Consider the following 22680-nt stretch of genomic DNA (forward strand, 5'->3'; position numbering starts at 1 on the left):
CTCCGCTTACGACGTTGCTGCCTTCATGGATCGGCGCGAGGACGCGTCGTCAGGAACGGAATACGAAGAACCCTTCGTGACCGTGCCCGCACCGCTCAGGAGTACGGTATGCAGTTGTGCGCCGAAGCCGCGCACCCGCTCCATGACGGCCTTGTTGCGGCGTACGAGGAAGTTGTAGCCGAGCACCGCCGGCACGGCAACCGCGAGACCGATTGCCGTCATGATGAGCGCTTCACCCACCGGACCCGCCACCTTGTCGATCGACGCCTGTCCGGCAATACCGATTGCCGTCAACGCGTGGTAGATACCCCAGACCGTACCGAACAGACCCACAAAAGGCGCTGTCGAGCCGACTGTCGCGAGAAACGCGAGACCATCCTGCAAGCGATTGGAAACAACCGTGGTTGCCCGTTCGATCGACACGCTGATCCAGGTGTTGAGATCGACTTTTTCGAGCAGCGCCCCTTCGTGATGGCGACTCGCTTCGATCCCGCTGCCCGCTATGAAGCGAAATGGGCTGGCTTCGTCCAGTTGCTGCACTCCGGCTTCGAGGGACGGCGCATCCCATACCTTCTCGTCAGCCGAACGCGCACGACGGTTGGCGCGGAATTGCTCGAAAAATTTGGTCACCATGATGTACCAGCTGCCCATCGACATGATCACCAGAATGACGAGCGTGGCCCGCGAAACAATGTCGCCGCCCTTCCACAGCGCATCGAGCCCATACGGATTCGACACCCCTTCGGTCATTGCCACCGGCGGCGGCGGAATGGGCTGGTCGGTCTGCTCTGCCGGCGCTTGCACAGCGGGCGCGGCGCTCGTCTGTGCGCTCGTCTGTGCGCTCGGCGTGGCGGCCGTGCTGCTGGCGGACTGCGCATAGGCGGTCCCCGTTGCGCTCAGCAGTGCCACAGAGGTCAGGGCGAAAATTGCGCTTGCCGCAATGGCGGCCAAACTCGGGTTCTTCATGTCATCACTCCAAGATCGTTCTTCATAGACCTGGCAGGTAGCGCCCGCCAGCATTGCTTGACGTTGCCTTCAATTCAGATTGAACGAGAACGGTACCTGTACACGAACGTCCTCTCCTTGCGCGACACAGTTGAACTGCTTGACTGCGTTCACTGCGGCCCGATCGAGAAGGGGATCAGCCGACTTCACAACCTGCACGTCCTGCATGTTTCCGCGTGCGTCCACCACGAACTCCACCAGTACGTCCCCCGTAATGCTGTTGCGCTGGGCTTCACGCGGATACCGCATCGACTGCCTCACCTGCTGCGAATTCGGGCAAACCACCCCCACTTCCGTGTGCACCGCATGCGCAGGCGCTGCCGCAACAACCGGCGCGGGCATGGGCGAGGATTGCGGCTGAGGCGTGGCCGATCGCTGCGCCAGCACCGGCTGCTGCGCTTGTGCGGGAACCACCACTTCAGGGGGCGGAATGAACGGCGGCGGGGGCGCGAATTTCGGCGGGGGCGGCAAGATGATCGCCGGCTTGGGCGCAGGCGGTCTCACCTCTTCGACGATTCTTGTTTCGATGGGCTTGCGGATCACCTCAATCACCTTCGAGGCGAGACCATTCACCAGAATGTAGATGAGCGCGACGTGTAGGAGTGCCACAAATCCGATACCGCCAACGCGGCTGGCGGAATAGTGGCGCTGACCAGCGTATTTCATTTGTCCCTCCTCCAAGCACCCGCGCCTTGCTGGCGCTCCCCGGGTGTCATTTCTCATATCTGTCCACATCGCAGCCAGACCGTTATCGCTGCGTGACTCACACATTACACCAACAATTTTCCAAATAGAACATTTTTTTCCACAATGAATAATTTAGGACGTAATGTACGTGTAATGAAAATTTTTGGCATACTGGTCGCTTATGCGGAAAACACCTATGCGGAAAAATCTTGCTACCCACGATCCATCCAGTCTGAGCAAGCCCGGCCAGACTATTCGCGCGCTGCGTAACAAACTTGGGCTGACATTGCAGGAAGTCAGCCAACGCACCGGGCTCGCCATCTCAACTATCTCGAAGCTCGAGATGGGACGGGCGTCCCTGTCCTACGAGAAGCTCTCGCTTGTGAGCGCCGGTTTGGGCGTCAATATGTCGGAGTTGCTTGGACTTCTCGGCGAAAGCCCGGGCAGTGAGGCTGCCCCGTCGGTGCCGGGCAGACGCATCATTCAGCGACAAGGTGAGGGCGTGGCCGTGCGGACTGGCCCCTATGTGGAGACGTTCCTTGCCGTGGAGTTGCTGAACAAGCAACTGGTACCGCTGATTGTCGACGTGCGAGCCCGCACCATCGAGGAATTCACCGACGAATTCGGCAGCCTGATCAGGCATTCCGGCGAGGAATTTATCTACATGCTGGAAGGCGAAGTCGAGTTCCACACAGAGTTCTATGCTCCTGTGCGGCTTAAGCAAGGCGAGTCAGTCTATTTCGATAGCAGCATGGGACACGCGTTTCTTGCAGCATCTGAGGGTCCGTGCCGCCTTCTGTCGGTGTGCACAAGCGCGGAGCAGCGCGTCATCGAGCAGCTTCAGAAGCAGGAATGACCCGAGGTTCTTTGCGCTAGCAAAGGGCCCTGGTTGCATCTGACTCAGCAACGCTCAACGCCGGCTAGACGACGCGATTCAGCCGGGCGGCCGCCCGGCCTGCATGAAGTTTCGCTCTCGCGTGTTTTCCCCTCACCCCTCAAAAGGGTTCTCAACGCGCGGCCAGTAGTTGAGACTGCGAACGCGGTACGGGATATTGGCGAAATCAGGCGTTAATGCCCCCGGTGCCGACACGTAGAGCACTTCTCGTGCAATCGGCGCAAATTCCGCATGGAAATGTTGCGAAGATTTGACCACGACAATGCGCTTGCTCGCGAGATCGATTCCGAGTCCGGTAAAGGCAGTTGGCGCAATGGTTTGTTCGCGCACCGTCATCAACACGATGTCAATGTTGTCATCCGTCGACACCCACGCCGCCGAACCCAGCGGGCGCGCCATAGCGCCCATGCTTTGATGATGTTCACCCGCTAGCGCGCGCACCGTGACCGTCAAATCCAGCGGCTCGCCGGAACTCACCCCCAACTTGCCGCCGATCCGAAGCGTAAGCCGCGTACCGACACCCGCTTCCCTGCAGACCTGCACCGCGCCGATGTCGTACATGCAGCCAAGCGCTACGTCTGTGATACCGCGCTCGACGAGCCGCCGCAGAATAAACGTGCTGTCGCATGGCGCGCCGCCACCCGGATTGTCAGCGAGATCGGCAAGCACCACCGGACCGCCGTCGCCAGTGAGCGCGCGGTCCAGCGCGTCGTCGATCGACAGGTGTGCCGGGCGTGCCGCTTCACGCATGTCCCACAACTCCTGGCCTAGCTGCGCCGCGATGCGCTGAGCCGTGGCTTCATCGTTGTCGGTGATCACCCAGATCCTGGCGCCCGTCTCCGCCACATCTCCCCATGGAAAACCATGGCCGAACGACACGGACAATACGCCGTCCCTCCCTTCCAGTGACTGCATGCGCTTAACGAAGCCGATCATCGGTTCGCAGGTGGTATGCCATTTACTTACCATGCGGCAATCGTGGACCGCGGTCACGGGACGCACGCGCCCTTCCGCAGTCGCCACGGTCAACGCAAACACCTCTCGCAGCCGCTCGATAATGTCCGTATGGGGATATTCCTTGTAGCAGATGATGACGTTTGCGTTGCGCTGCATCTGCTCGGTAAAGTGACAATGCAAATCGAGCTCCACGCCGATCGGCACCTCGTCGCCGACCAGTGTGCGAACGGCCTCGAGCAGATCTCCTTCGCAATCGTCATAGTGTTCCGCGATCATTGCGCCATGCAATATCAGCAGCACGGCGTCGACGGGAAGCGCCGCGCGTAGATCCGCGAGAATTTCCTCGCGAAAACTCTCGTACACGCACTGCACGGTACGCCCTGCCGGTTGCGCCATCGTCGACAGGCTCTCGACTATTTCGTGACCCTGCGCGGCCGCAAGCCTGCGCAATTCGGCTATTCCCACCCCGAGCCCGTCCGGCGCCACCTTGCTCGCATCGCCGTGATAAATCCCGAATGCCTCGTAGCCGCCAAGTCCGGTCGGACTCGGCGCGAAGGTATTCGTTTCGGTGATCAGCGTTGTGGTGAAAATTTTCATTATTTGCGCCCCTGGGTCGCGTTATCGTCAGTCCGTGCGAAATGCAGATTCATCGAGCGGGTGGTACTCAACCGGAAGCTGCACACCCGCCCCGCGTCTTCCCGCTCGACGACCAGCACCGCGGGCACGCTCAATTCCCCGGGCTTAACGGAGGTTGCAGCAACGTCTCGCGATATCACCTGCAGTTCGCTACTCCAGCCGCTGCGCACACCCCTGACGGCCAAGCTGACCTCGCTGCCGTCGAAGCTGATTGTTCCGCTCGCGGCAAGATCGTTCGACACGTAATTCCCAATAAACCCGCTAGCAAATTCCGCGACAGGCGGCGGAACATCCGGCAGGCGCACAAGCCGATCGACGTGCCCGCAATTGGACAACTCCATGACCGGCGCATCGCTCAGCAGCGACGTCGGCACATGGCGAAACGAGAGCGGCCCCATGCCGGGAAACGTCACGCCATACCGGCTTTGGTCGGCGACCACCGGCAACGCTATCGAGTTGAGCAGATTGAAGCCAAGCTCGCCGTTATCGTCGAGTATTTCGACGAGCGTTCGCGTGTCCTGCGACCAGTAACGCCCGAGGAGTCCGGCGAGCTCCACCGTTTTGACGCGTGGCGGTGCGGCCTCCAGTGCGTCGTCGCCAAGCAGCCGGTCGATCACCTGCCACGCAAGCTCTGTTGGACTGACCGGAGCGCCGTTGGTGATCACGATGATGTCGAGTGCGTGCGTCGGCACGGTAATCATCTGCGAAGCTCCGCCGGCCACCGCCCCGGCATGGTGGATCACCTCGACACCCCGGTATTTCTCCCGCTCCAGCCCGAGGCAGTACGTGCCCACCACACCGCTCGAGTAACGGGCAGGCGACAGCATCTGCGCCCAGGTGGCCTCGCTGCCGATCCGCTTCGTGCCGCGCAAGTGCGCGAGCCATATGAGCATGTCGGCCGCGGTCGAGACGATCGAGCCTTCGCCCAGTAGATCTTCCAGCGGCAGAACACCGCGACGATAACTGCCGTCCGGCTGCGATACGTGCGGTGTGGCCCTGCCCGGCACCACGGTGAGGTCGCTCGGCACGGAGTCGGTATCCACCATGCCGAGCGGTTCGAAGATACGCCGCTTCAGGAAGGTTTCAAACGCCATGCCACTGGCGCGCGCGATAGCGATCGACAGTAGATGGTAGCCGCCGTTGCAATACGCCATGCGCTCGCCAGGCGCAAAGTTCGCGTCCTGTTGCAGCAGTTGATATCTGAACGCGTCGCCCTTTTCCATCATCGCGCCGACGTTACCCAGCACGCTCAGATCCAGGTAGCACCGGTATCCACCGGTATGTGTCATGAGCTGGCGCAGCGTCGGTTCGCCAGCGAGGACCGGCAACTCAGGGATATAGGCGCGAATGCTCGCATCGACATCAAGCTTGCCGTCTTCGGCGAGCAACAGTGCTGCGAGACAGACGAAGTGCTTGCTGGTCGAGCCGATGCGCATACGCGTGCCCGGCATATTCGCCACGGCCAACTCCACGCTCGCGAGCCCGAAGCCCCGCCGGTAGAGCAGCTTGCCATGTTGTGCAATGCCAACTACCAGGCCCGGCGCATCACTGCGATTGAATCGCGCAAAGATGTCGTCGAGGGCACGCACTCGTGAATCTGGATCTGCGTCCGCCATCGGTCTCCTCCACAGGTCATCGCACCCCACCGGTGCAATGGCACGCAGTATATTGACCAATTTTCCAATAAGTCAATTTTTTCTAAAAAAGATAAATTCCGTCTCAACCGAGGTGCCGCCGGCATTGTTCGCGACACTCGCAAAACCATCGCATTCCGCCACAAGCCCCGCCTGACGGGCACAACACCTTGATGAACAAAGGTCTCGCAGTCAGTCGTTGACTGGATTGGTCGCCGATGTGGCAGTCACGGAGAAAAGTCCAGGCGTATTTTCCATATTGTAAATATTTTTCTTATTTGGCACTATGCAGAAAACCCACCGTGCCGACATCGGCCGGCCGGGACACTTGCATCCCAGGATGCCTAACAGGAATTGGCATGTCATCTACTTCGAATTCCAGCCGCGGTATCAGTCTGATACGCCTGGGCGGATACGGCGCGGGCGGATCCGCCAACGCGCTCGCCGCTACTCCAGTTCCCATGCTGCTTCTGTATTTCCTCACGGAATACGTGCATCTCGAGCCATGGCTTGCCGGGATGATTCTGGCGGCCCCCAAGCTGTGGGACGTCCTCGTCGACATGCCGATCGGACGTTATTCGGACCAGTTGGCGTTGCGCGCGGGCGGCCGTCTACGCGTCTGTATCTTGAGTGGGCTCGCGCTGATGGTGCTTCTGCCCCTAACCTTCTTTCACCCCGCGATCACTTACAAGCCGCTGCTTGCCGCGTTTTATGTGCTGGTCCAGATTCTGCAAGCGACCTGCTATACAGTTTTCGGCGTTACTTTTCTCGCCCTGGCCGGTGACCTGGCGGCGGATTCCCTCCAGCGCAACAAATTCCTCACGGTAGGGAACCTCGGCGCCGCCCTCACTACGATTGCTCTCGTGGTTTGCGTACCGGTCCTGATCCGTTTCGGTGGCGGTGGCGAGCGGGGCTACCTGACCATGACCCTGGTGATAGTGCTTGCGATGGCGTTTATGTACGCCTGGTTTTACAGCGCAGTTCGCAACGCCCCAGTTCACCCCGCCGCATTGTCAGAATCCTCCGCGGAAATGTCGCTGCGTGACGGCATCGTTGCTGTCCTGCATAACCGGGCGTTTCTTGCACTCATTATCGTGATCATCGCGCTCGGTACAGCGGGAGGCTGTCTGAATTCCCTGATTGCCTATGAAAATCAGTATCTGCTTGGACGCCGCCCCGAGGACCTGTTCCTGCTCGCGGGACCGGTGCTGATTGGCGGCCTCCTCGGTCTGCCGCTTGCCGTTCCGGTACTGCGCCGCCTTGGCGACAATGGAACGCTACGGATAGGCTTTCTCGTCACCGTTGCCGCATTTATCGGCTACTGGGCCGGCCTTGCCACTGGGCTGATACCGGTGGTCATGGTGGCCGGAGCGATCTACGGCATCATCTGTTCGGTAGCGGGGGTGGCCTTGACGGCCGCAGTGCTCGACACCGTGAAATCGTCCACGGGAGGACCCTCTCTTGGGCTTTACCTGGGCATGTTCATGTCCGCGCAAAAACTCGGCCTGTCACTCGGTGGCGTAGTCTCGGGCGGCCTCCTGTCGCTCATCGGCTACCACGCAGGTGCGCCTGCCACTGTCGAACTCCATCACCGCATTGCCCTGTTGGGCCTGGTGGGTCCTCTGGTTCCCCTGCTGATTGCCTGTGTCGCCATCTGGATGTTTGGGGTCTATAGCCAGCCGCCTTTGACGCGCAACAATCCGGTCGACTCCTGCGCCGAAACCTTCTGAGCTATACCGGGCAATGCGGAAAGCTAATGGCATTAGACGCTCGCCACCGCTAATCGCGGCCGTCGGCGCGTCGATCACCGAGCAGATCGCCAACATGCCGAATCGCATGGGCGCTGACATGAAACGAATCATAGGGAACGACCGATGAAGTTCGATACCATCGTGCTCGGCGCCGGCATAGTGGGTGTGTCGGTGGCCGCGCACCTGCAAAAACGCGGCCGGTCGGTTGCACTGGTGGACCTCAGGCAGCCAGGCAACGAGACCTCATTCGGCAACGCTGGACTGATTCAACGCGAAGGTGTCTATCCGTATGCATTTCCGCGCGGATTGCAGACCCTCTTGCGTTACGCACGCAACCAGTCGACCGATGTCCGGTACCACCCGGACGCGATGCTCAAGCTCGCGCCTTTCCTGTGGCAGTACTGGCGCAATTCGCACCCACGCCGCCATGCGGCGATCGCCCGCTCCTATGCCACGCTGATCGAACACTGCGTGACCGAGCACCGGGCGCTTGCGCAAGAAGCCGGCGCGAGTTCTTTACTGCGTCCGATCGGCTGGATGAAAGTTTTCAGAACGGCAGCCAAACAGGACGAGGAAACGAGGCTTGTCGAGCAGTGGCATCGTGAATTCGGCGTCGAGTTCGATTCACTCGACGCCACGCGCTTACGCCAGATTGAACCGGATCTGGACACCTCGTTGCTAGGTGGGGTCCGATATGTCGCATCGGATTCGGTAAGCGATCCCAATGCACTGGTAACCGCCTATGCAAGGTATTTTGAGCAACTAGGCGGCCGCTTTTTCATTGGCGATGGCACGACACTCAAGGACAAGTGGGCGGTGAACACCCATGAGGGGCTGATTGAAGCCACATCTGTCGTCGTGGCGATGGGGCCGTGGTCGGAACAGGTGACCTCGCGGCTGGGTTATCGCTTGCCGCTGGCCGTCAAGCGTGGCTATCACATGCACTATGAAGCGCAACCGGGAGCGCGCCTGAACCATCCGGTGCTCGACGTCGAGCATGGTTACCTGATCGCCCCAATGAGCCGCGGAATCAGGCTGACCACAGGCGCCGAACTGGCACGCCGCGATGCGCCCCGAACGCCCACGCAACTGAACGCCGTTGAACCGGTTGCACGCACGCTGTTTCCGCTTGGGGCGCGTATCGACAGCGAACCATGGATGGGAGCACGCCCTTGCACGCCCGACATGATGCCGATTATCGGACCCGCAAGACGTCACAAAGATCTCTGGTTCGCATTCGGCCACGCCCATCACGGATTTACGCTGGGCGCCGTCACCGGACGCCTGGTTGCCGAGATGATTACTGGAGAATCTCTGTTGGTGGACCCTCACCCGTTTCGTGCCAGCCGGTTCAGCGCATGAGGCTGGCAGTCGCGGAGACCAATGGGTTAGAACTGCGGCGTGAAAGCGGCAGGGGAAAGGTTCCAGGAGACACCTGTTTCCTCTGCCGGATGTAAATGCGTTACCGCCGCATATAGGCCCTGCTGGTCGGCCACCTTATCGATTTTTCGGCCGGCTTACGACTTGAGAGTGCAGATCGCGAACCACGTAATGCGGGCATATGATGCCCGACCGTGGCGATTCAGTTCTGCCGACTATGAGACCGCGGTTGAGGAACATGCACGCTCGGAACATCGGCTGGAGGGCCCGGTCGTCGAGGCGCTTTGGGATGCAGCGCTCGCGCCCGCGCCCGCGCCCGCGCCCGCGATGCAGGAGCATGGCCTGGCGTTTGCGGAAGAAGGGTTGAGCGACGAGTTGGTGAGAGATCTGAAGCGGTAAGGGTTCGGAATACGCAGCTTGTAGAGGCGGCGGCGCGCAAGGCGCGATGGCAAAAGAAAGAAGTATGGACCGCTCATTACCCGGTCACAGCCGCAAAGCTGCGTGAAGATCCTCGCGCTCGAACGCGCTCGCTATGCGCCCGATCTCTGCCTGCTAGCCGCCCACTTCGTGGGTAACACCCTGCGATAACTTCCTCACGACGTTGCCCGAACACATCGGAACTCGCTTGAGAAACAGCATCCCAAAGATATATTCCTTAAACTCGGAAGCGTCCGTCTTGCCGCGCAGGATATCGGCGACTTTGAACAGCTGGCGCTTCAGTTGCGGCAAAGTCAGAGGCATTAAAAACCCGGAAAGCGTATTGAATAGTATTGATCTGGTCGTTACTTATGCATGCACGGCAAGACGAAAGGCAGCTTCCATCTGCTGCTGTTCTCTGTGAGAGATTGAAAGAGAATCGGCGATCGTCCGCCACTGCGAAACAACATGAATCTGGTTCGAGATAATCTCTTCGACCTGCTCAACGGAAACTCTGAAGTAAGGCGCAACGGACTGTGCCAACTCCAGATCCATCGCGTTGTCCGACTCGCTGATATTGAGCTTCAGCCCGTGGGCGCGGGATACCGGGTTCATATCGAATGCGGGAGAAAGCGCCCACCCCTGTCCCTGTTCGAGCAAGAAACCGTGGTTGCGCAGATGGTCATCGGTATTGGACACGAGCAGATTAAAGACAATGCGCGACCACAGCTCTCGCAGATCGGCATCGGTGCTCGCGCCGTCGGTCATCAACACCTGCGCGATTTCCAGGTAGCTGGCACCTGTCGAAGCGTCATCACCATCCTGATGGCCGGTCAGGTTCATCGCGGAGGCAAAGTGCCGCCGCCGACCCTGCAACGTACGATCGAACCGTTTAACCAGGAAGGTGTGGTGAGCACTGCCGAACCGCCGGACCAGCGCATCGGACACGTCAAGCCCGCAGGCCCTGGCCAAGGTGTACACCACCATTTCCCAGGCTCCGACGTCATGGTCGTCCCGCACACTGGGAAACTTGGCGATCCAAAGGTGTCCTGTTGGATCGACCACGCTGGCCTTGGGACGTGCGCCCCCTAATGAACCGCCGGGTGCGATCAGCATGCGCAGCCATTCGTCGGCTTCGCTCGCCGTATTGTCTTCATCGCGTTCGAGGGCCAGGCTTGCGGCCTCTAGCGCGCGCAATTGTACAAACGGAGGCGCTGCAATGTCGTGCTGATCGTCCAGGAACGGGCCTTCGTCGTCACGCCGAAAGCGCAGCGCACCGACGCGATATGCGTCATGAACGCCCATCAGGTAGTCCGGTTCATAAAGCCGCGCCTTGGGATCGGCCCGGCCGGCGCGCTGCGCCCGCTCCAACTGCCGGCGCATCAACAGGCGCCCCCATCGATCCGGGCTGGCGTCACTGAATGCACCAAACGTCTCCTGTCCCTGTGGCGGATACTGTCGGCCCGTGAACCAACCGAGCCGCGGGTCGAGCTTGAGACCGGCCATATCTGGCCGATTCAGCACTTCATCGTCGAATTCGTATTCGAAGACTTCCTGGGCGGCAGCGGGGTGCGTGTAAAGCCTGCCTAACCTCAGAGGCTCGGCAAGGCCGTCCCAATCTCCATAGACGGCAATCAGCCCGTTGTTCATCTCGCCGGCCCCTTCTTGTCCGGCCTGGGAATCTTGATGAGAGAGGCCAGGTTGTCTGCACTGACGAACGTGTCATCTGCCGTCCAATTGCTCGCGACGGAGTGCTCTGTCTTTTCGGAGGGAGCAAACGTAGAGGCCCGACGCTTTGGCGCCGGGGGTGCAATTTGCTTTGTAGCGCGAGATCGCCTTGGCAGTGCTGCATCCTGCAGGTTTCGGCCGAGGGGGTCGTCCTTCAGCAGGAGATCCAGGTCTTTGTCCGCGCCCAATACCTGCATGACGGCCAAATAGGCGCCTATCGTGACCCCGGAACTGCCCTTCTCCAAACTCCGCAATGTGACTGGCGTCATTCCCGCCCGTTCCGCGACCTGCTTGCCGGTCAGGCGCCGACGCAGGCGTCCCAAGCGTAAACGCTCCCCGAGCTGCTGCAAGCGCAGCTCGGTCCCAGGTAGCAAGGGAGCGGTTTTTTTGGCCATAAGAGCAATATTACTACTCTAATCGGCCAAAATGGAAAGAATATTATGCCTTTATTCCCACTCAATCGTCGCCGGCGGTTTCCCCGAGATGTCATAAACCACCCGGTTAATCCCGCGCACTTCATTAATGATGCGATTCGACACATGCCCCAGCAACTCGTGCGGCAGATGCGCCCAATGCGCGGTCATGAAGTCCAGCGTCTGCACCGCGCGCAGCGCAACGACGTACTCGTAAGTCCGGCCGTCGCCCATCACACCGACGCTCTTCACCGGCAGGAACACCGCGAACGCCTGGCTCGTCAGGTCGTACCACGACTTGCCAGTTTCCTTGTCGATAAAGGTGCGCAGCGTCTCGATGAAAATCGCGTCCGCACGACGCAGCAGATCGGCAAAATCCCGGCGCACTTCGCCGAGAATCCGCACGCCCAGACCCGGGCCCGGGAACGGATGGCGGTACACCATTGCCGGCGGCAAACCGAGCTTCACGCCGAGTTCGCGCACTTCGTCCTTGAACAGCTCACGCAGCGGTTCGAGCAGCTTCAGATTCAGCGTCTCGGGCAGGCCGCCCACGTTATGGTGGCTCTTGATGGTCTGCGTCGCCTTCTTGCCCTTGCCGGCCGATTCGATCACGTCCGGATAGATCGTGCCTTGTGCCAGCCACTTCGCGTCGGTCAGCTTGTTGGCTTCGGTCTGGAACACTTCGACGAATTCCGCGCCGATGATCTTGCGCTTCGCTTCCGGGTCGGTCACGCCGGCCAGCTTCGACAGGAACACTTCGCTTGCGTCAACGTGAATCACCTTCACGCCGAGGTTTTCAGCGAACGTTGCCATCACCTGCTCGGCTTCGTTCAGGCGCAGCAGGCCGTGATCGACGAACACGCAAGTCAGCTGGTCGCCGATCGCGCGATGCAGCAGCGCCGCCGCCACCGACGAATCCACGCCGCCCGACAAGCCTAGAATCACATGCTCTTTGCCCACCTGCTCGCGAATCTTCGCGACAGCTTCGTCGATGTAGTGGCCCATTTCCCAGTCGGGATTCGCGCGGCAAATCTGCAGCACGAAACGCTCGAGCATCGCGCGGCCTTGCACGGTGTGCGTGACTTCCGGGTGCCATTGCAGGCCGTAGAAATGGCGTTGTTCGTCGGCCATCGCCGCGATCGGGCACGATTCCGTCGATGCCATCAGCTGGAAGCCCGGCGGCATTTCCAACACCTTGTCGCCGTGGCTCATCCACACCTTCAGCATGCCGTGACCTTCCGGCGTGGTGAAGTCGCTGATGCCTTCGAGCAGGCTCGTATGGTTGCGCGCGCGCACCTCGGCATAGCCGAACTCACGCAGGTGGCCGATATCGACCTTGCCGCCGAGCTGCTCGGCCATCGCCTGCATGCCGTAGCAAATGCCGAGTACAGGCACGCCGAGTTCGAACACCGCTTGCGGCACGCGCGGCGTATCCGTTTCGGTGACCGAGCTCGGGCCGCCGGAGAGGATCACGCCCTTCGGCGCGAAATCGCGAATGAACGACGCATCGACGTCGTACGGATGAATTTCCGAATACACGTTGGCTTCGCGAACGCGACGTGCAATCAGTTGGGTGACTTGCGAACCGAAGTCGAGGATCAGGATCTTGTCATGCATGGCAGCGGACGGAGTCAAAAGTGAACGGATACGGGATGCCGCGCACGAGGCGCGGCGTTGAATTCAAAACGGTCCACGTGGGGACGATCGAACATGAAGCGTAACGATGAAGCGCGTTGGACCCGCTGGCACTTACCAGCGGCGCGCACGAACGGAATCCGGTAGCTTCGGCAGGCGTTCTGGCGCTCGAGGCGTCAGTCATGAGTCAGCCATGAAACGGCGGCCGGGGCGCACCGGGCGCATCGGCAGCGGAGTTGCGAGCTTCGTCGCGCGCGGCTGCAGCCTCGGCCCGTGCGGCGCGTTCAGACGCCGTCAGGCCCGGTTCGTCGACCTCGGGATGAAGCGGTGCTGCCGCAACAGGACTCACGGGCCGTGTGACCGGCATGACAGGCTCGACTGCCGGTTCGGCGCGATAGACCGGAAAGCCCGCCGTGACGGAAGCGGGTTCGCGCCGGTTGGCCGCATCTTTCGCGGCATCTTTGGCGGCCTGTTTTTCAGCACGCTCGGCAGCGGCGGCCTCAACCAGCCGCACCTTTTCGCGCCGCCGCACCGCGCCCGACAGGCGCACACCGCCCAGGCCGATCACCAGCAGCACGACACCGGTCAACACAGCGATGATCTGCCCGAAGCCGGTCAGTGCCGGCGTATGCAGCCCCAGCAGCCAGACCAGCATCAGCACGCCGGTCAGCCAGTTCACATGGCCGACGACCTTGGCAACCGTCGACGTAAGCGAACCGTCGAGCGACGCGTGCAAAGCGAGCCACGCGAGCCCGATCAGCGCCACGCCAAACCCTTGGCCGACCAGAGCCGGCTGGGTTTGCACCAACAGCAGCGCGTTGTACAACGAAGTCCAGGGCGTCAGCAGAAACAGCAGGCCGAACGCAAGCAACAACAATGCATCGAGGATGAGTACAGCGCGCAGCAATGGCTTCATTGGCGTTTAGTCCACGTGGTAGTTGGGCGCTTCCTTGGTGATCTGCACGTCATGCACATGCGACTCGCGCAAGCCCGCGCCCGTGATCTGCACGAACTCGGCCTTGTCGTTCATCTCCGGGATCGTGCGGCAACCGCAGTAACCCATGCTGGCGCGCACGCCGCCGATCAGCTGGAACAGGATCGCGTTGACCGAGCCCTTGTAGGCGACGCGGCCTTCGATACCTTCCGGCACGAGCTTGTCGATGTTCGCGGAGTTGTCCTGGAAGTAGCGGTCCGCAGCACCGTCTTTCATCGCGCCGACCGAGCCCATGCCACGGTACGACTTGTACTGGCGGCCCTGGAACAGGAACACGTCGCCCGGCGCTTCTTCGGTGCCGGCGAACATGCTGCCCATCATCACGGAGTTCGCACCGGCGGCCAGCGCCTTGCTGACGTCGCCCGAGAAGCGCACGCCACCGTCGGCGATGACCGGCACGCCTGTGCCCTTCAGCGCTTCGGAGACATTGGAAATCGCGGTGACCTGCGGCACGCCCACACCGGCGACGATCCGCGTCGTGCAGATCGAGCCCGGGCCGATACCGACCTTCACGCCGTCTGCGCCGTATTCGACAAGCGCCTTGGCTGCCGCAGCGGTAGCGATGTTGCCGCCGATCACTTCCACATGCGGGAATTTCTGCTTGACCCACTTGACGCGCTCGAGCACGCCCTTGCTATGGCCGTGCGCCGTGTCGACGACGATCACGTCCACACCTGCCTGCACCAGCAGTTCAACGCGTTCTTCGTTGTCTTCGCCCACGCCGACCGCAGCGCCTGCCCGCAGCTTGCCGTGTTCGTCTTTACACGCGTCCGGGTGTTCGGTTTGCTTGGTGATGTCCTTGACGGTCATCAGGCCGCGCAGTTCGAATGCGTCGTTAATGACCAGCACGCGCTCGAGGCGGTGGCTATGCATCAGCGCCTTGGCTTCGGCGAGCGGCGTGCCTTCCTTGACGGTGACGAGGCGCTCGCGCGGCGTCATGATGTTGCGCACCGGCTCGTCCAGACGCTCTTCGAAACGCAAGTCGCGGTTTGTGACGATCCCGATCAGCTGCGCGCCTTCGACGACGGGGAAGCCCGAAATGCCATGCTGGCGCGACAGCGCAATGACGTCGCGCACCTTCATTTGCGGCGGCACCGTGATCGGATCACGCACGACGCCCGATTCGAAGCGCTTGACCTTGGCCACTTCACGCGCCTGCTCCGCCGGCGTGAAATTCTTGTGGATGATGCCCACGCCACCCATTTGCGCCATCGCGATCGCGAGACGGGCTTCGGTGACGGTGTCCATAGCGGCGGACACAAGCGGCATATTCAGGGAGATGTTGCGGGTCAGCCGGGTCTTGAGGCTGGTGTCGCGCGGCAGAACATCAGAAAAGGCCGGGACGAGGAGCACGTCATCGAACGTGAGTGCTGTTTGGATCAGACGCATGGCAAATCCTATAGGCGCAAAAGCGAATTATACGCGATACCTCCCCGGTTTTCACTGCACTAACAGCAGCTTAGCGAATTTCGGGCGATTTTTTTCGTGACTTCGAACCCTCCGATTTCGCTTCTGCGTTCGCCTCGGGTTCGATCCGGTTTCGTTTGCGCGTTCGTGCCCATGGAGGCGCCATCCGGGTCACGCGGGGCAATTCGAAGGCTTCCGCGCAGCCGAATCGCCGCGCGGAAGTAAAAAAGCGCCTGAAAACGCCGGACAAAACCACTGGAATGCAGAATCAAACAAGACACCCCGCCAGCCAAACGGCTATTCTGCCGACCATTCCAGTTTTTCTTGCAGGGGCAGTCGATGCAGCGCGGTGTGGCATATGGAGTAATGGCCGGGGCCCTATGGGGCATGGTGTTTCTGGTGCCGCGCGTGCTGCCCGATTTTTCGCCGCTGCTGCTGAGCGCCGGCCGTTACACGATGTACGGCATCGTCTCGCTGGCCGCCGCGCTGCCAATGGCCCGCTCGCTCGTCAAACGCCTGACCCGCGAGGATCTCGGCGCACTGGTCAAACTGGCCTTGGCCGGCAACCTGCTGTACTACCTGCTGCTGACTGCGGCCGTCCATATGATCGGCATCGCGCCGGCATCACTGATCGTCGGCGTGCTGCCGGTCACGGTGACGCTGCTCGGCCGGCGCGATCATGGCGCCGTGCCGCTCGCCCGCCTCGCGTGGCCGCTCGCGTTGGTGGTGGCCGGCATCGCCTGCATCAACATCGACGTGTTCACGGTAGCGGACAGCACGCCAGTGAGCATCGCGACGAAGCTCCTCGGCCTCGCCTGCGCAGTCGGCGCGCTCGCCTGCTGGACCTGGTTCGCGGTCGAAAACGCCCGTTATCTGCAGCGACAGACGCATTTCAGCGGCAACGAGTGGTCGGTGCTCTGGGGCGTGGTGACAGGCGCGCTCGGCGCGGCATTGTGGCTGGTGGTCGCCGTCATGCCCTCTGGCGGCCTGCAGGCGCCGCTCGGCGACGGGCGTTGGCACACCTTCTGGATGCTGAATCTGGGCCTCGCAGTGGGCGCGTCGTGGCTCGGCAACGGGCTGTGGAATGCCGCGTCGAAACGGCTGCCGCTCACACTGTCCGGCCAGATGATCGTGTTCGAGACGCTATTTGCGCTGCTCTACGCGTTCATCTACGACCAGCGGTTGCCGCGTCCGCTTGAAACGGCGGCGATCCTGCTGCTGGTCGCGGGGGTATGCTGGTCGGTGCGCCAGCATGCAGACGACGATTCGTCTGGCGGGGCCTCGATAGACGGAAAAGCACAAGTTTCGGCGTCTTGACCTCGCGTTTTGACCCGGAGCAGTGATCCGGGGCCGTGACTCCGGGAACGCACGGCGCCACGCAACGGCAACGGCCAAGTCGCGCCCAACAGCCGCGCCACCCCTCTCCACGACACGCCTAGCGCGAATCCTTGTTCTGCCAGCGGCGCCCTTCGATCGAGCCCGCCTTGCGGGTTTTTTCGACGCGCCGTTGACGCGACAGCTTCGGATCCACCAGCAACGGACGGTAAATCTCGACGCGATCATGGTCGGCGAGCACTGCATCGAGCGGCTTGAGCTTGCCGAATACGCCAACCTTCTGCGTGCCCAGATCGATCTGCGGATAACGCCGCAAGATGCCGCTCGCGTCGAGCGCCTGCTGCAACGTGGCGCCTTCCGGCAATTCCACGGCGATCAGCGTCTGCTCATTAGCGAGCGCGTAGCAGACTTCAATCGACAAGCGCGCGCTCATGCCTTACCGTAGCGCTGATCGGCGCGCTTCACGAACGATTCGACGAAGGTGTTGGCAATGTGGCTGAACACCGGCCCAATGATCTTCTCAAGAATGATGTTGGTAAATTCGTAGTGCAGCGCGAATTCAATCTTGCAGGCATCCGCGCGCAACGGCGTGAAGCGCCAGAAGCCGGTGAATTTGCGAAATGGACCGTCCGCAAACTCCATATCGATGCGCGTGGGCCGCTCCATGCTGTTATGCGTGGCGAAATGCTGCTTGATGCCCTTGAAGTTGATATCGATCTTCGCCTCCATGCCGGTTTCGTCCTGGCGACGGATTTCGACTCCCCCGCACCAAGGCAGGAAGTTGGGGTAATCGGCGACGTCGGTGACGAGGTCGAACATCTGTTCCGCCGAATGGCGGATCAACACGGTTTTCTGGACATCTGCCATAAATTGAACAGCGCGTGGCAAGGGTGGACAAGCGCCGCGGGCTTTCCTTGCCCCGCTTTGCTAAAATCGTGATTTTAAACGAGTTGGGCACTTTCCATTCATGAGCATCATCGACAACAGAAAAGCCTTCTACGACTACTCGGTCGAAGAACGCTATGAAGCAGGGCTCGTGCTCGAAGGATGGGAGGTCAAGGCGCTGCGCGCCGGGCGCGGCCAGATCAAGGAAGGTTACGTTGTTATCAAGAATAACGAACTGTTCCTGATCGGCACGCACATCAGCCCGCTGCCCGAAGCCTCGACCCACATCCACCCGGACCCGGTGCGCACGCGCAAGCTGCTGCTGCACAGCGAGGAAATCAGCAAACTGATCGGCAAAGTCGAGCAGCGCGGCTACACGCTCGTGCCGCTAAACTTCCACTACAAAGGCGGCCGCGTCAAATGCGAGATCGGCCTGGCCAAGGGCAAGAAGCAGCACGACAAGCGTGAGACTGAAAAACAGCGCGACTGGGAACGCGAGAAGGCACGCCTGATGCGTTCGCCGTCGTAATGGTGGTCTTCAGGCTTGATCCGCGACCTGGCCTGACTCCCGCCGCGTAATGCGCGGATTTGCCGCGCTTTGCTAGCCCGGGCAGTTCCCTGGCAAAAGCCGCGATTCACGCCAAAACTAACGAAAAATGGCCCGCTTATTTTGCGGGCCATTTTTGTCGGCAAGGAAAAACGTCAATCAACGCACGTCCGTCGCGCCCTTCCCCTTGTTCACGATGGTCAGCGCCGACGCAATCATCGAACTCATATCCGCCAGGTTACCCGGCACGATCAGCGTGGTGCCCTGCTTCGCCAGGTTAGCGAATGCGTTCACATACTGCTCGGCCACCTTCAGGTTCACCGCTTCCATCCCACCGTTCGACTGGATGGCCGCAGCAATCTTCTGAATCGCCTGTGAGTTAGCTTCCGCCACCGCCAGAATCGCCGCTGCCTGCCCCTGCGCCTGATTGATCGCCGCCTGCCGTTCGCCTTCGGACTTCTGGATCGATGCTTCTCGCCCACCCGAGGCGATATTGATCTGCTCCTGCTTACGCCCTTCGGATGCCGCGATCAGCGCGCGCTTCTCGCGCTCGGCGGTAATCTGCGCCTGCATCGCATGAAGGATTTCCTTGGGCGGCGTCAGGTCCTTGATCTCATAGCGCAGCACCTTGACGCCCCAGTTCGACGCAGCTTCATCAAGCGACGACACAATGCTGTGGTTGATGAAGTCGCGTTCCTCGAAAGTCTTGTCGAGTTCGAGTTTGCCGATCACCGAGCGCAGCGTGGTCTGCGACAACTGCGTAATCGCGAACACGAAGTTGCTCGAACCGTACGACGCCTTCATGGGATCGGTGACCTGGAAATACAGCACGCCATCCACCTGCAGTTGCGTGTTGTCGCGCGTAATACACACCTGGCTCGGCACTTCGAGCGGGATTTCTTTAAGAATGTGCTTGTACGCAATCCGGTCGACGAACGGAAACGCGAAGCTCAGGCCCGGCGTCAACGTGCGGTGATAGCGGCCGAGCCGCTCCAGCACCCACGCATGTTGCTGCGGCACGATCTTGAGCGTCTGCGCCGCTAGCACGATCACGATGATCAGAAGCACCGCCCCGACGATGGTTGAATCCATTACTGCCCTCCGGTCCGTAGTTCGAATGGTTGTGCGTGGTTCTGCGCACGCGTTGGTGCATGATTCTGTACACGCGCTGGCGCGTGCTCAGGCCACCGTTGCCTTGGCTTTCTCCGACCGGCTGGCCACGACGACGAGGCAACTGCCGCGCATCTCGGCGATTTCATAGAGCGGCGCGTCTTCGGGTTCGCCGGTGGCCAATTCGACGTCCCATGCAGCGCCGCGATAGTTGGCGCGCGCCCGGCGCTCGTGCCACGCCGGCACGGTCAGCGTCTGACCGATGTCCAGATTGACGTCAGGGTTCTTCGACGCCTCCTTGCGCGTTCTGCGGCCAAAGCGCGAGCGCCTGAGCAACAGGACGGCCGCCAGCGCCACGACCGCTGCGATCGCGAACTGCAGGTCGGCGGCAACCCCCGCCAGTTGCGCAATGGCAGCCACAATGCAGCCCAACGCGATCATCAGCAAATAGAACGTGCCGCTGATCAACTCCAGCACGACAAGCACACCCGCCCCGATCCACCAGAACAATCCACCTGGCGCCACGTCGACCTCCACAAAACAAAACACCCCGGATCTACCGGGGTGTTTATAGCACGAAGCAGGTGCATTTTACCGAACGGTGCTGCACGCTTTTACGTGCTTTTGACGTATCGCACCGTCCTTTATGCAAGCCGCTTATCGGGCACCTGCCTCGCGCATATTTTTACTTCGCTTATTGACTTCGATTACTTCGTCAGCGATTTCGCCAGTTGCTGCCACGTCTCGATGATCGAGTCCGGGTTCAGCGAGATCGACTTGATGCCTTCATCGGTCAGCCATTGCGCAAAGTCCGGATGATCCGACGGGCCCTGGCCGCAGATACCGACGTACTTGTTCAGTCGCAGACACGTGTCGATCGCGCGCTTCAACAGGAACTTGACGGCCGGATCGCGTTCGTCGAAATCGACTGCCAGCAGTTCCATGCCGGAGTCGCGGTCGAGGCCGAGCGTGAGCTGCGTCAGGTCGTTCGAACCAATCGAGAAACCGTCGAAGAATTGCAGGAATTCTTCAGCGAGAATCGCGTTCGACGGCACTTCGCACATCATGATCAGGCGCAAACCCTTCTCACCGCGCTTCAGGCCGAACTTCTCCAGCAGCCCGACCACGCGCTCCGCCTGCTTCAACGTGCGCACGAACGGCACCATGATCTCGACGTTGTCGAGGCCCATCTCTTCACGCACCTTCTTCAGCGCGATGCACTCCATCTGGAACGCTTCGGCGAAGTCGTCAGCGATGTAACGCGATGCGCCACGGAAGCCCAGCATCGGGTTTTCTTCGTCCGGCTCGTAACGCGAACCGCCGATCAGCTTCTTGTACTCGTTCGACTTGAAGTCCGACAGACGCACGATCACGGGCTTCGGATAGAAGGCCGCCGCGATCGTGGCGATACCCTCGGTCAGCTTGTCGACGTAGAACGCGCGCGGCGATGCATGGCCGCGCGCCACGCTTTCCACGGCCTTCTTCAGGTCCTGATCGATGTTCGGGTACTCGAGAATCGCCTTCGGGTGAACACCGATGTTGTTGTTGATGATGAACTCGAGCCGCGCCAGACCCACGCCTGCGTTCGGCAGTTGCGAGAAGTCGAAGGCCAGTTGCGGGTTGCCGACGTTCATCATGATCTTCACCGGAATCGGCGGCAGTTCGCCGCGCTGGACTTCGGTGATTTCGGTTTCGAGCAAACCGTCGTAGATCTTGCCTTCGTCGCCTTCCGCGCACGATACCGTCACCAGCGCGCCTTCCTTCAGCACGTCGGTGGCATCGCCGCAGCCGACCACGGCCGGCACGCCCAGCTCACGCGCGATGATCGCCGCGTGACAGGTACGGCCGCCACGGTTCGTGACGATGGCCGCCGCGCGCTTCATGACCGGCTCCCAGTTCGGGTCGGTCATGTCGGCGACCAGCACGTCGCCCGGCTGCACACGGTCCATTTCCGACGGATCGTGAATCACGCGCACCGGACCCGCGCCGATCTTCTGGCCGATTGCACGGCCGGTAGCCAGCACGTTCGATTGGCCCTTCAGCTTGAAGCGTTGCTCGGCCTTGCCCGCAGCCTGGCTCTTCACCGTTTCCGGACGTGCCTGCAGAATGAAAATCTTGCCGTCGCGGCCGTCTTTGCCCCACTCGATGTCCATCGGACGCTCGTAGTGCTTTTCGATGATGACGGCGTATTTCGCGAGTTCGATCACGTCTTCGTCCGTGATCGAGAAGCGGTTGCGCTGCTCGTGCGTGACGTCGACGGTCTTCACGCGGCCTTCTTCGCCAGCCTTGGTGAATTCCATCTTGATCAGCTTCGAGCCGATCGAGCGGCGGATGATCGGGTACTTGCCTTGCGCGAGCGTGGTCTTGAAGACGTAGAACTCGTCCGGATTCACGGCGCCCTGCACGACCGTTTCGCCCAGCCCGTAGCTCGACGTGATGAAGACGGCGTCCTTGAAGCCCGATTCCGTGTCCAGCGTGAACATCACGCCGGCCGCACCGACGTCCGAGCGCACCATGCGCTGCACGCCTGCCGACAATGCGACTTCAGCGTGGGTGAAGCCCTTGTGGACGCGATAGGAGATAGCACGGTCGTTATACAGCGACGCGAACACGTGCTTCATGCGATCGAGCACGTCGTCGACGCCGACCACGTTGAGGTAGCTTTCCTGCTGACCCGCGAACGATGCGTCCGGCAAGTCTTCTGCCGTTGCCGACGAACGCACGGCAAACGACAACTCTTCAGGCGAGCTGTTTTGCAGGGTGTCGAAGCCTGCGCGGATAGCCGCTTCGAGGCGCGGCTGCATCGGCGCGTCGATGATCCATTGACGGATCTCTTTGCCCGCTTCGGCGAGCGCCTTCACATCGTCGACGTCGAGCGTTTCGAGGCGTTTGGCGATGCGTTCAGTCAGATTGTTGTGATGCAGGAAGTCACGGAAAGCCAGCGCCGTGGTGGCGAAGCCAGTCGGTACGCGTACGCCGGCTTCGGCGAGTTGACTGATCATCTCGCCAAGCGACGCGTTCTTGCCGCCGACAATCTCCACATCGGTCATCCGCAACTGCTCGAACGGAACTACATATGCCTCTTCCTTTGCGACGGTAACTGCGTTAGTCATACAAGCCCCTAAGTGTGAAAGAAATTCACGGCTGTGCAAGTGGGCTTGAACGCGAGACGCTCATTGGAAGCGTGATCTCGCGTCTTGCACAACCTGTTGGAGAAGCAATCGCTGCAAATGGTCGCGGGGGCCAAAAAGCGCCGGATGCACG

The 22680-nt window shown here is 60.9% G+C and carries 21 protein-coding genes; 6 read left to right on the top strand and 15 right to left on the bottom strand.

From position 1 onward, the window contains the following. Window positions 1-6: 6 nt before the first annotated feature. Window positions 7-966 (bottom strand): MotA/TolQ/ExbB proton channel family protein, encoded by a 960-nt coding sequence (locus PQR40_RS23050; protein WP_408509931.1) that lies wholly within the window; start codon window positions 964-966, stop codon window positions 7-9. 69 nt (window positions 967-1035) lie between these two features. Next, complete coding sequence (locus PQR40_RS23055) at window positions 1036-1671, bottom strand: energy transducer TonB (RefSeq protein ID WP_408223577.1); 636 nt, start codon at window positions 1669-1671, stop codon at window positions 1036-1038. Between the two features lie 217 nt (window positions 1672-1888). On the opposite strand from PQR40_RS23055, the gene PQR40_RS23060 reads away from it, so the two are divergent. Continuing rightward, window positions 1889-2548, top strand: coding sequence for a helix-turn-helix domain-containing protein (locus PQR40_RS23060; RefSeq protein ID WP_408223579.1), 660 nt, complete (start codon window positions 1889-1891; stop codon window positions 2546-2548). A 132-nt stretch (window positions 2549-2680) separates the two neighbouring features. Here the strand turns inward: PQR40_RS23060 and PQR40_RS23065 are convergent, their stop codons facing one another. Both PQR40_RS23065 and PQR40_RS23070 read right to left on the bottom strand, forming a co-directional pair. Beyond that, a complete protein-coding gene (locus tag PQR40_RS23065; RefSeq protein ID WP_408509932.1) occupies window positions 2681-4141 on the bottom strand; it encodes a M81 family metallopeptidase in 1461 nt (486 codons plus the stop codon). Further along, window positions 4141-5796: a serine hydrolase domain-containing protein gene (locus PQR40_RS23070; protein WP_408335950.1), complete on the bottom strand. Its 1656-nt coding sequence runs from the start codon at window positions 5794-5796 to the stop codon at window positions 4141-4143. The genes PQR40_RS23065 and PQR40_RS23070 overlap by 1 nt, the downstream gene beginning before the upstream one ends. Window positions 5797-6173: 377 nt before the next feature. On the opposite strand from PQR40_RS23070, the gene PQR40_RS23075 reads away from it, so the two are divergent. The 3 genes from PQR40_RS23075 to PQR40_RS23085 all read left to right on the top strand — a co-directional run bounded on the left by PQR40_RS23075 (window position 6174) and on the right by PQR40_RS23085 (window position 9344). Further along, on the top strand, window positions 6174-7544 hold the full coding sequence (locus PQR40_RS23075) for an MFS transporter (protein WP_408223585.1): 1371 nt from the start codon (window positions 6174-6176) through the stop codon (window positions 7542-7544). 144 nt (window positions 7545-7688) lie between these two features. Then, window positions 7689-8927 carry an NAD(P)/FAD-dependent oxidoreductase gene (locus PQR40_RS23080; RefSeq protein WP_408509933.1) on the top strand — a complete coding sequence of 413 codons (1239 nt, stop codon included), beginning with the start codon at window positions 7689-7691 and terminating at the stop codon, window positions 8925-8927. Between the two features lie 168 nt (window positions 8928-9095). Continuing rightward, window positions 9096-9344: a DUF2399 domain-containing protein gene (locus PQR40_RS23085; protein ID WP_408509934.1), complete on the top strand. Its 249-nt coding sequence runs from the start codon at window positions 9096-9098 to the stop codon at window positions 9342-9344. Window positions 9345-9497: 153 nt separating this feature from the next. Here the strand turns inward: PQR40_RS23085 and PQR40_RS23090 are convergent, their stop codons facing one another. The 6 genes from PQR40_RS23090 to guaB form a co-directional block, all read right to left on the bottom strand. After that, entirely contained in the window at window positions 9498-9686 is a 189-nt protein-coding gene (locus PQR40_RS23090) for a type I restriction-modification system subunit M N-terminal domain-containing protein (RefSeq protein WP_408223591.1), read from the bottom strand. 45 nt (window positions 9687-9731) lie between these two features. Then, window positions 9732-11012 (bottom strand): type II toxin-antitoxin system HipA family toxin, encoded by a 1281-nt coding sequence (locus PQR40_RS23095; RefSeq protein WP_408509935.1) that lies wholly within the window; start codon window positions 11010-11012, stop codon window positions 9732-9734. After that, window positions 11009-11485: a helix-turn-helix domain-containing protein gene (locus tag PQR40_RS23100; RefSeq protein WP_408509936.1), complete on the bottom strand. Its 477-nt coding sequence runs from the start codon at window positions 11483-11485 to the stop codon at window positions 11009-11011. The genes PQR40_RS23095 and PQR40_RS23100 overlap by 4 nt, the downstream gene beginning before the upstream one ends. Window positions 11486-11536: 51 nt before the next feature. Beyond that, entirely contained in the window at window positions 11537-13120 is a 1584-nt protein-coding gene (gene guaA, locus PQR40_RS23105) for a glutamine-hydrolyzing GMP synthase (protein WP_408335959.1), read from the bottom strand. 205 nt (window positions 13121-13325) lie between these two features. Continuing rightward, window positions 13326-14054, bottom strand: a complete 729-nt coding sequence (locus tag PQR40_RS23110) for a hypothetical protein (protein ID WP_408223603.1) — start codon at window positions 14052-14054, stop codon at window positions 13326-13328. Window positions 14055-14060: 6 nt separating this feature from the next. Next, window positions 14061-15521, bottom strand: coding sequence for an IMP dehydrogenase (gene guaB / locus PQR40_RS23115; RefSeq protein ID WP_408223606.1), 1461 nt, complete (start codon window positions 15519-15521; stop codon window positions 14061-14063). Between the two features lie 357 nt (window positions 15522-15878). Here guaB and PQR40_RS23120 point away from each other — a divergent pair, with 357 nt between their 5' ends. Beyond that, the gene (locus tag PQR40_RS23120; protein ID WP_408509937.1) at window positions 15879-16856 is read left to right on the top strand and encodes a DMT family transporter; all 978 of its coding nucleotides are present in this window, start codon (window positions 15879-15881) and stop codon (window positions 16854-16856) included. Between the two features lie 118 nt (window positions 16857-16974). Here PQR40_RS23120 and PQR40_RS23125 read toward each other — a convergent pair whose 3' ends face one another. Next, the gene (locus PQR40_RS23125) at window positions 16975-17307 is read right to left on the bottom strand and encodes an RnfH family protein (RefSeq protein WP_408223612.1); all 333 of its coding nucleotides are present in this window, start codon (window positions 17305-17307) and stop codon (window positions 16975-16977) included. Next, complete coding sequence (locus tag PQR40_RS23130) at window positions 17304-17741, bottom strand: type II toxin-antitoxin system RatA family toxin (RefSeq protein ID WP_063496516.1); 438 nt, start codon at window positions 17739-17741, stop codon at window positions 17304-17306. The genes PQR40_RS23125 and PQR40_RS23130 overlap by 4 nt, the downstream gene beginning before the upstream one ends. A 100-nt stretch (window positions 17742-17841) precedes the next feature. Here PQR40_RS23130 and smpB point away from each other — a divergent pair, with 100 nt between their 5' ends. Continuing rightward, window positions 17842-18288, top strand: a complete 447-nt coding sequence (gene smpB, locus PQR40_RS23135) for an SsrA-binding protein SmpB (RefSeq protein ID WP_408223615.1) — start codon at window positions 17842-17844, stop codon at window positions 18286-18288. 177 nt (window positions 18289-18465) lie between these two features. On the opposite strand, the gene PQR40_RS23140 is transcribed toward smpB, so the two are convergent. The 3 genes from PQR40_RS23140 to ppsA all read right to left on the bottom strand — a co-directional run bounded on the left by PQR40_RS23140 (window position 18466) and on the right by ppsA (window position 22529). Further along, window positions 18466-19398 (bottom strand): SPFH domain-containing protein, encoded by a 933-nt coding sequence (locus PQR40_RS23140; RefSeq protein WP_408335965.1) that lies wholly within the window; start codon window positions 19396-19398, stop codon window positions 18466-18468. A gap of 87 nt (window positions 19399-19485) precedes the next feature. Then, window positions 19486-19941: an NfeD family protein gene (locus PQR40_RS23145; protein ID WP_408335968.1), complete on the bottom strand. Its 456-nt coding sequence runs from the start codon at window positions 19939-19941 to the stop codon at window positions 19486-19488. Between the two features lie 182 nt (window positions 19942-20123). Next, the gene (gene ppsA, locus PQR40_RS23150) at window positions 20124-22529 is read right to left on the bottom strand and encodes a phosphoenolpyruvate synthase (protein ID WP_408223621.1); all 2406 of its coding nucleotides are present in this window, start codon (window positions 22527-22529) and stop codon (window positions 20124-20126) included. Window positions 22530-22680: the final 151 nt, after the last annotated feature.

Origin of the sequence: Paraburkholderia sediminicola, from assembly GCF_046026855.1 — a bacterium.
Taxonomy (GTDB): domain Bacteria; phylum Pseudomonadota; class Gammaproteobacteria; order Burkholderiales; family Burkholderiaceae; genus Paraburkholderia; species Paraburkholderia sediminicola_A.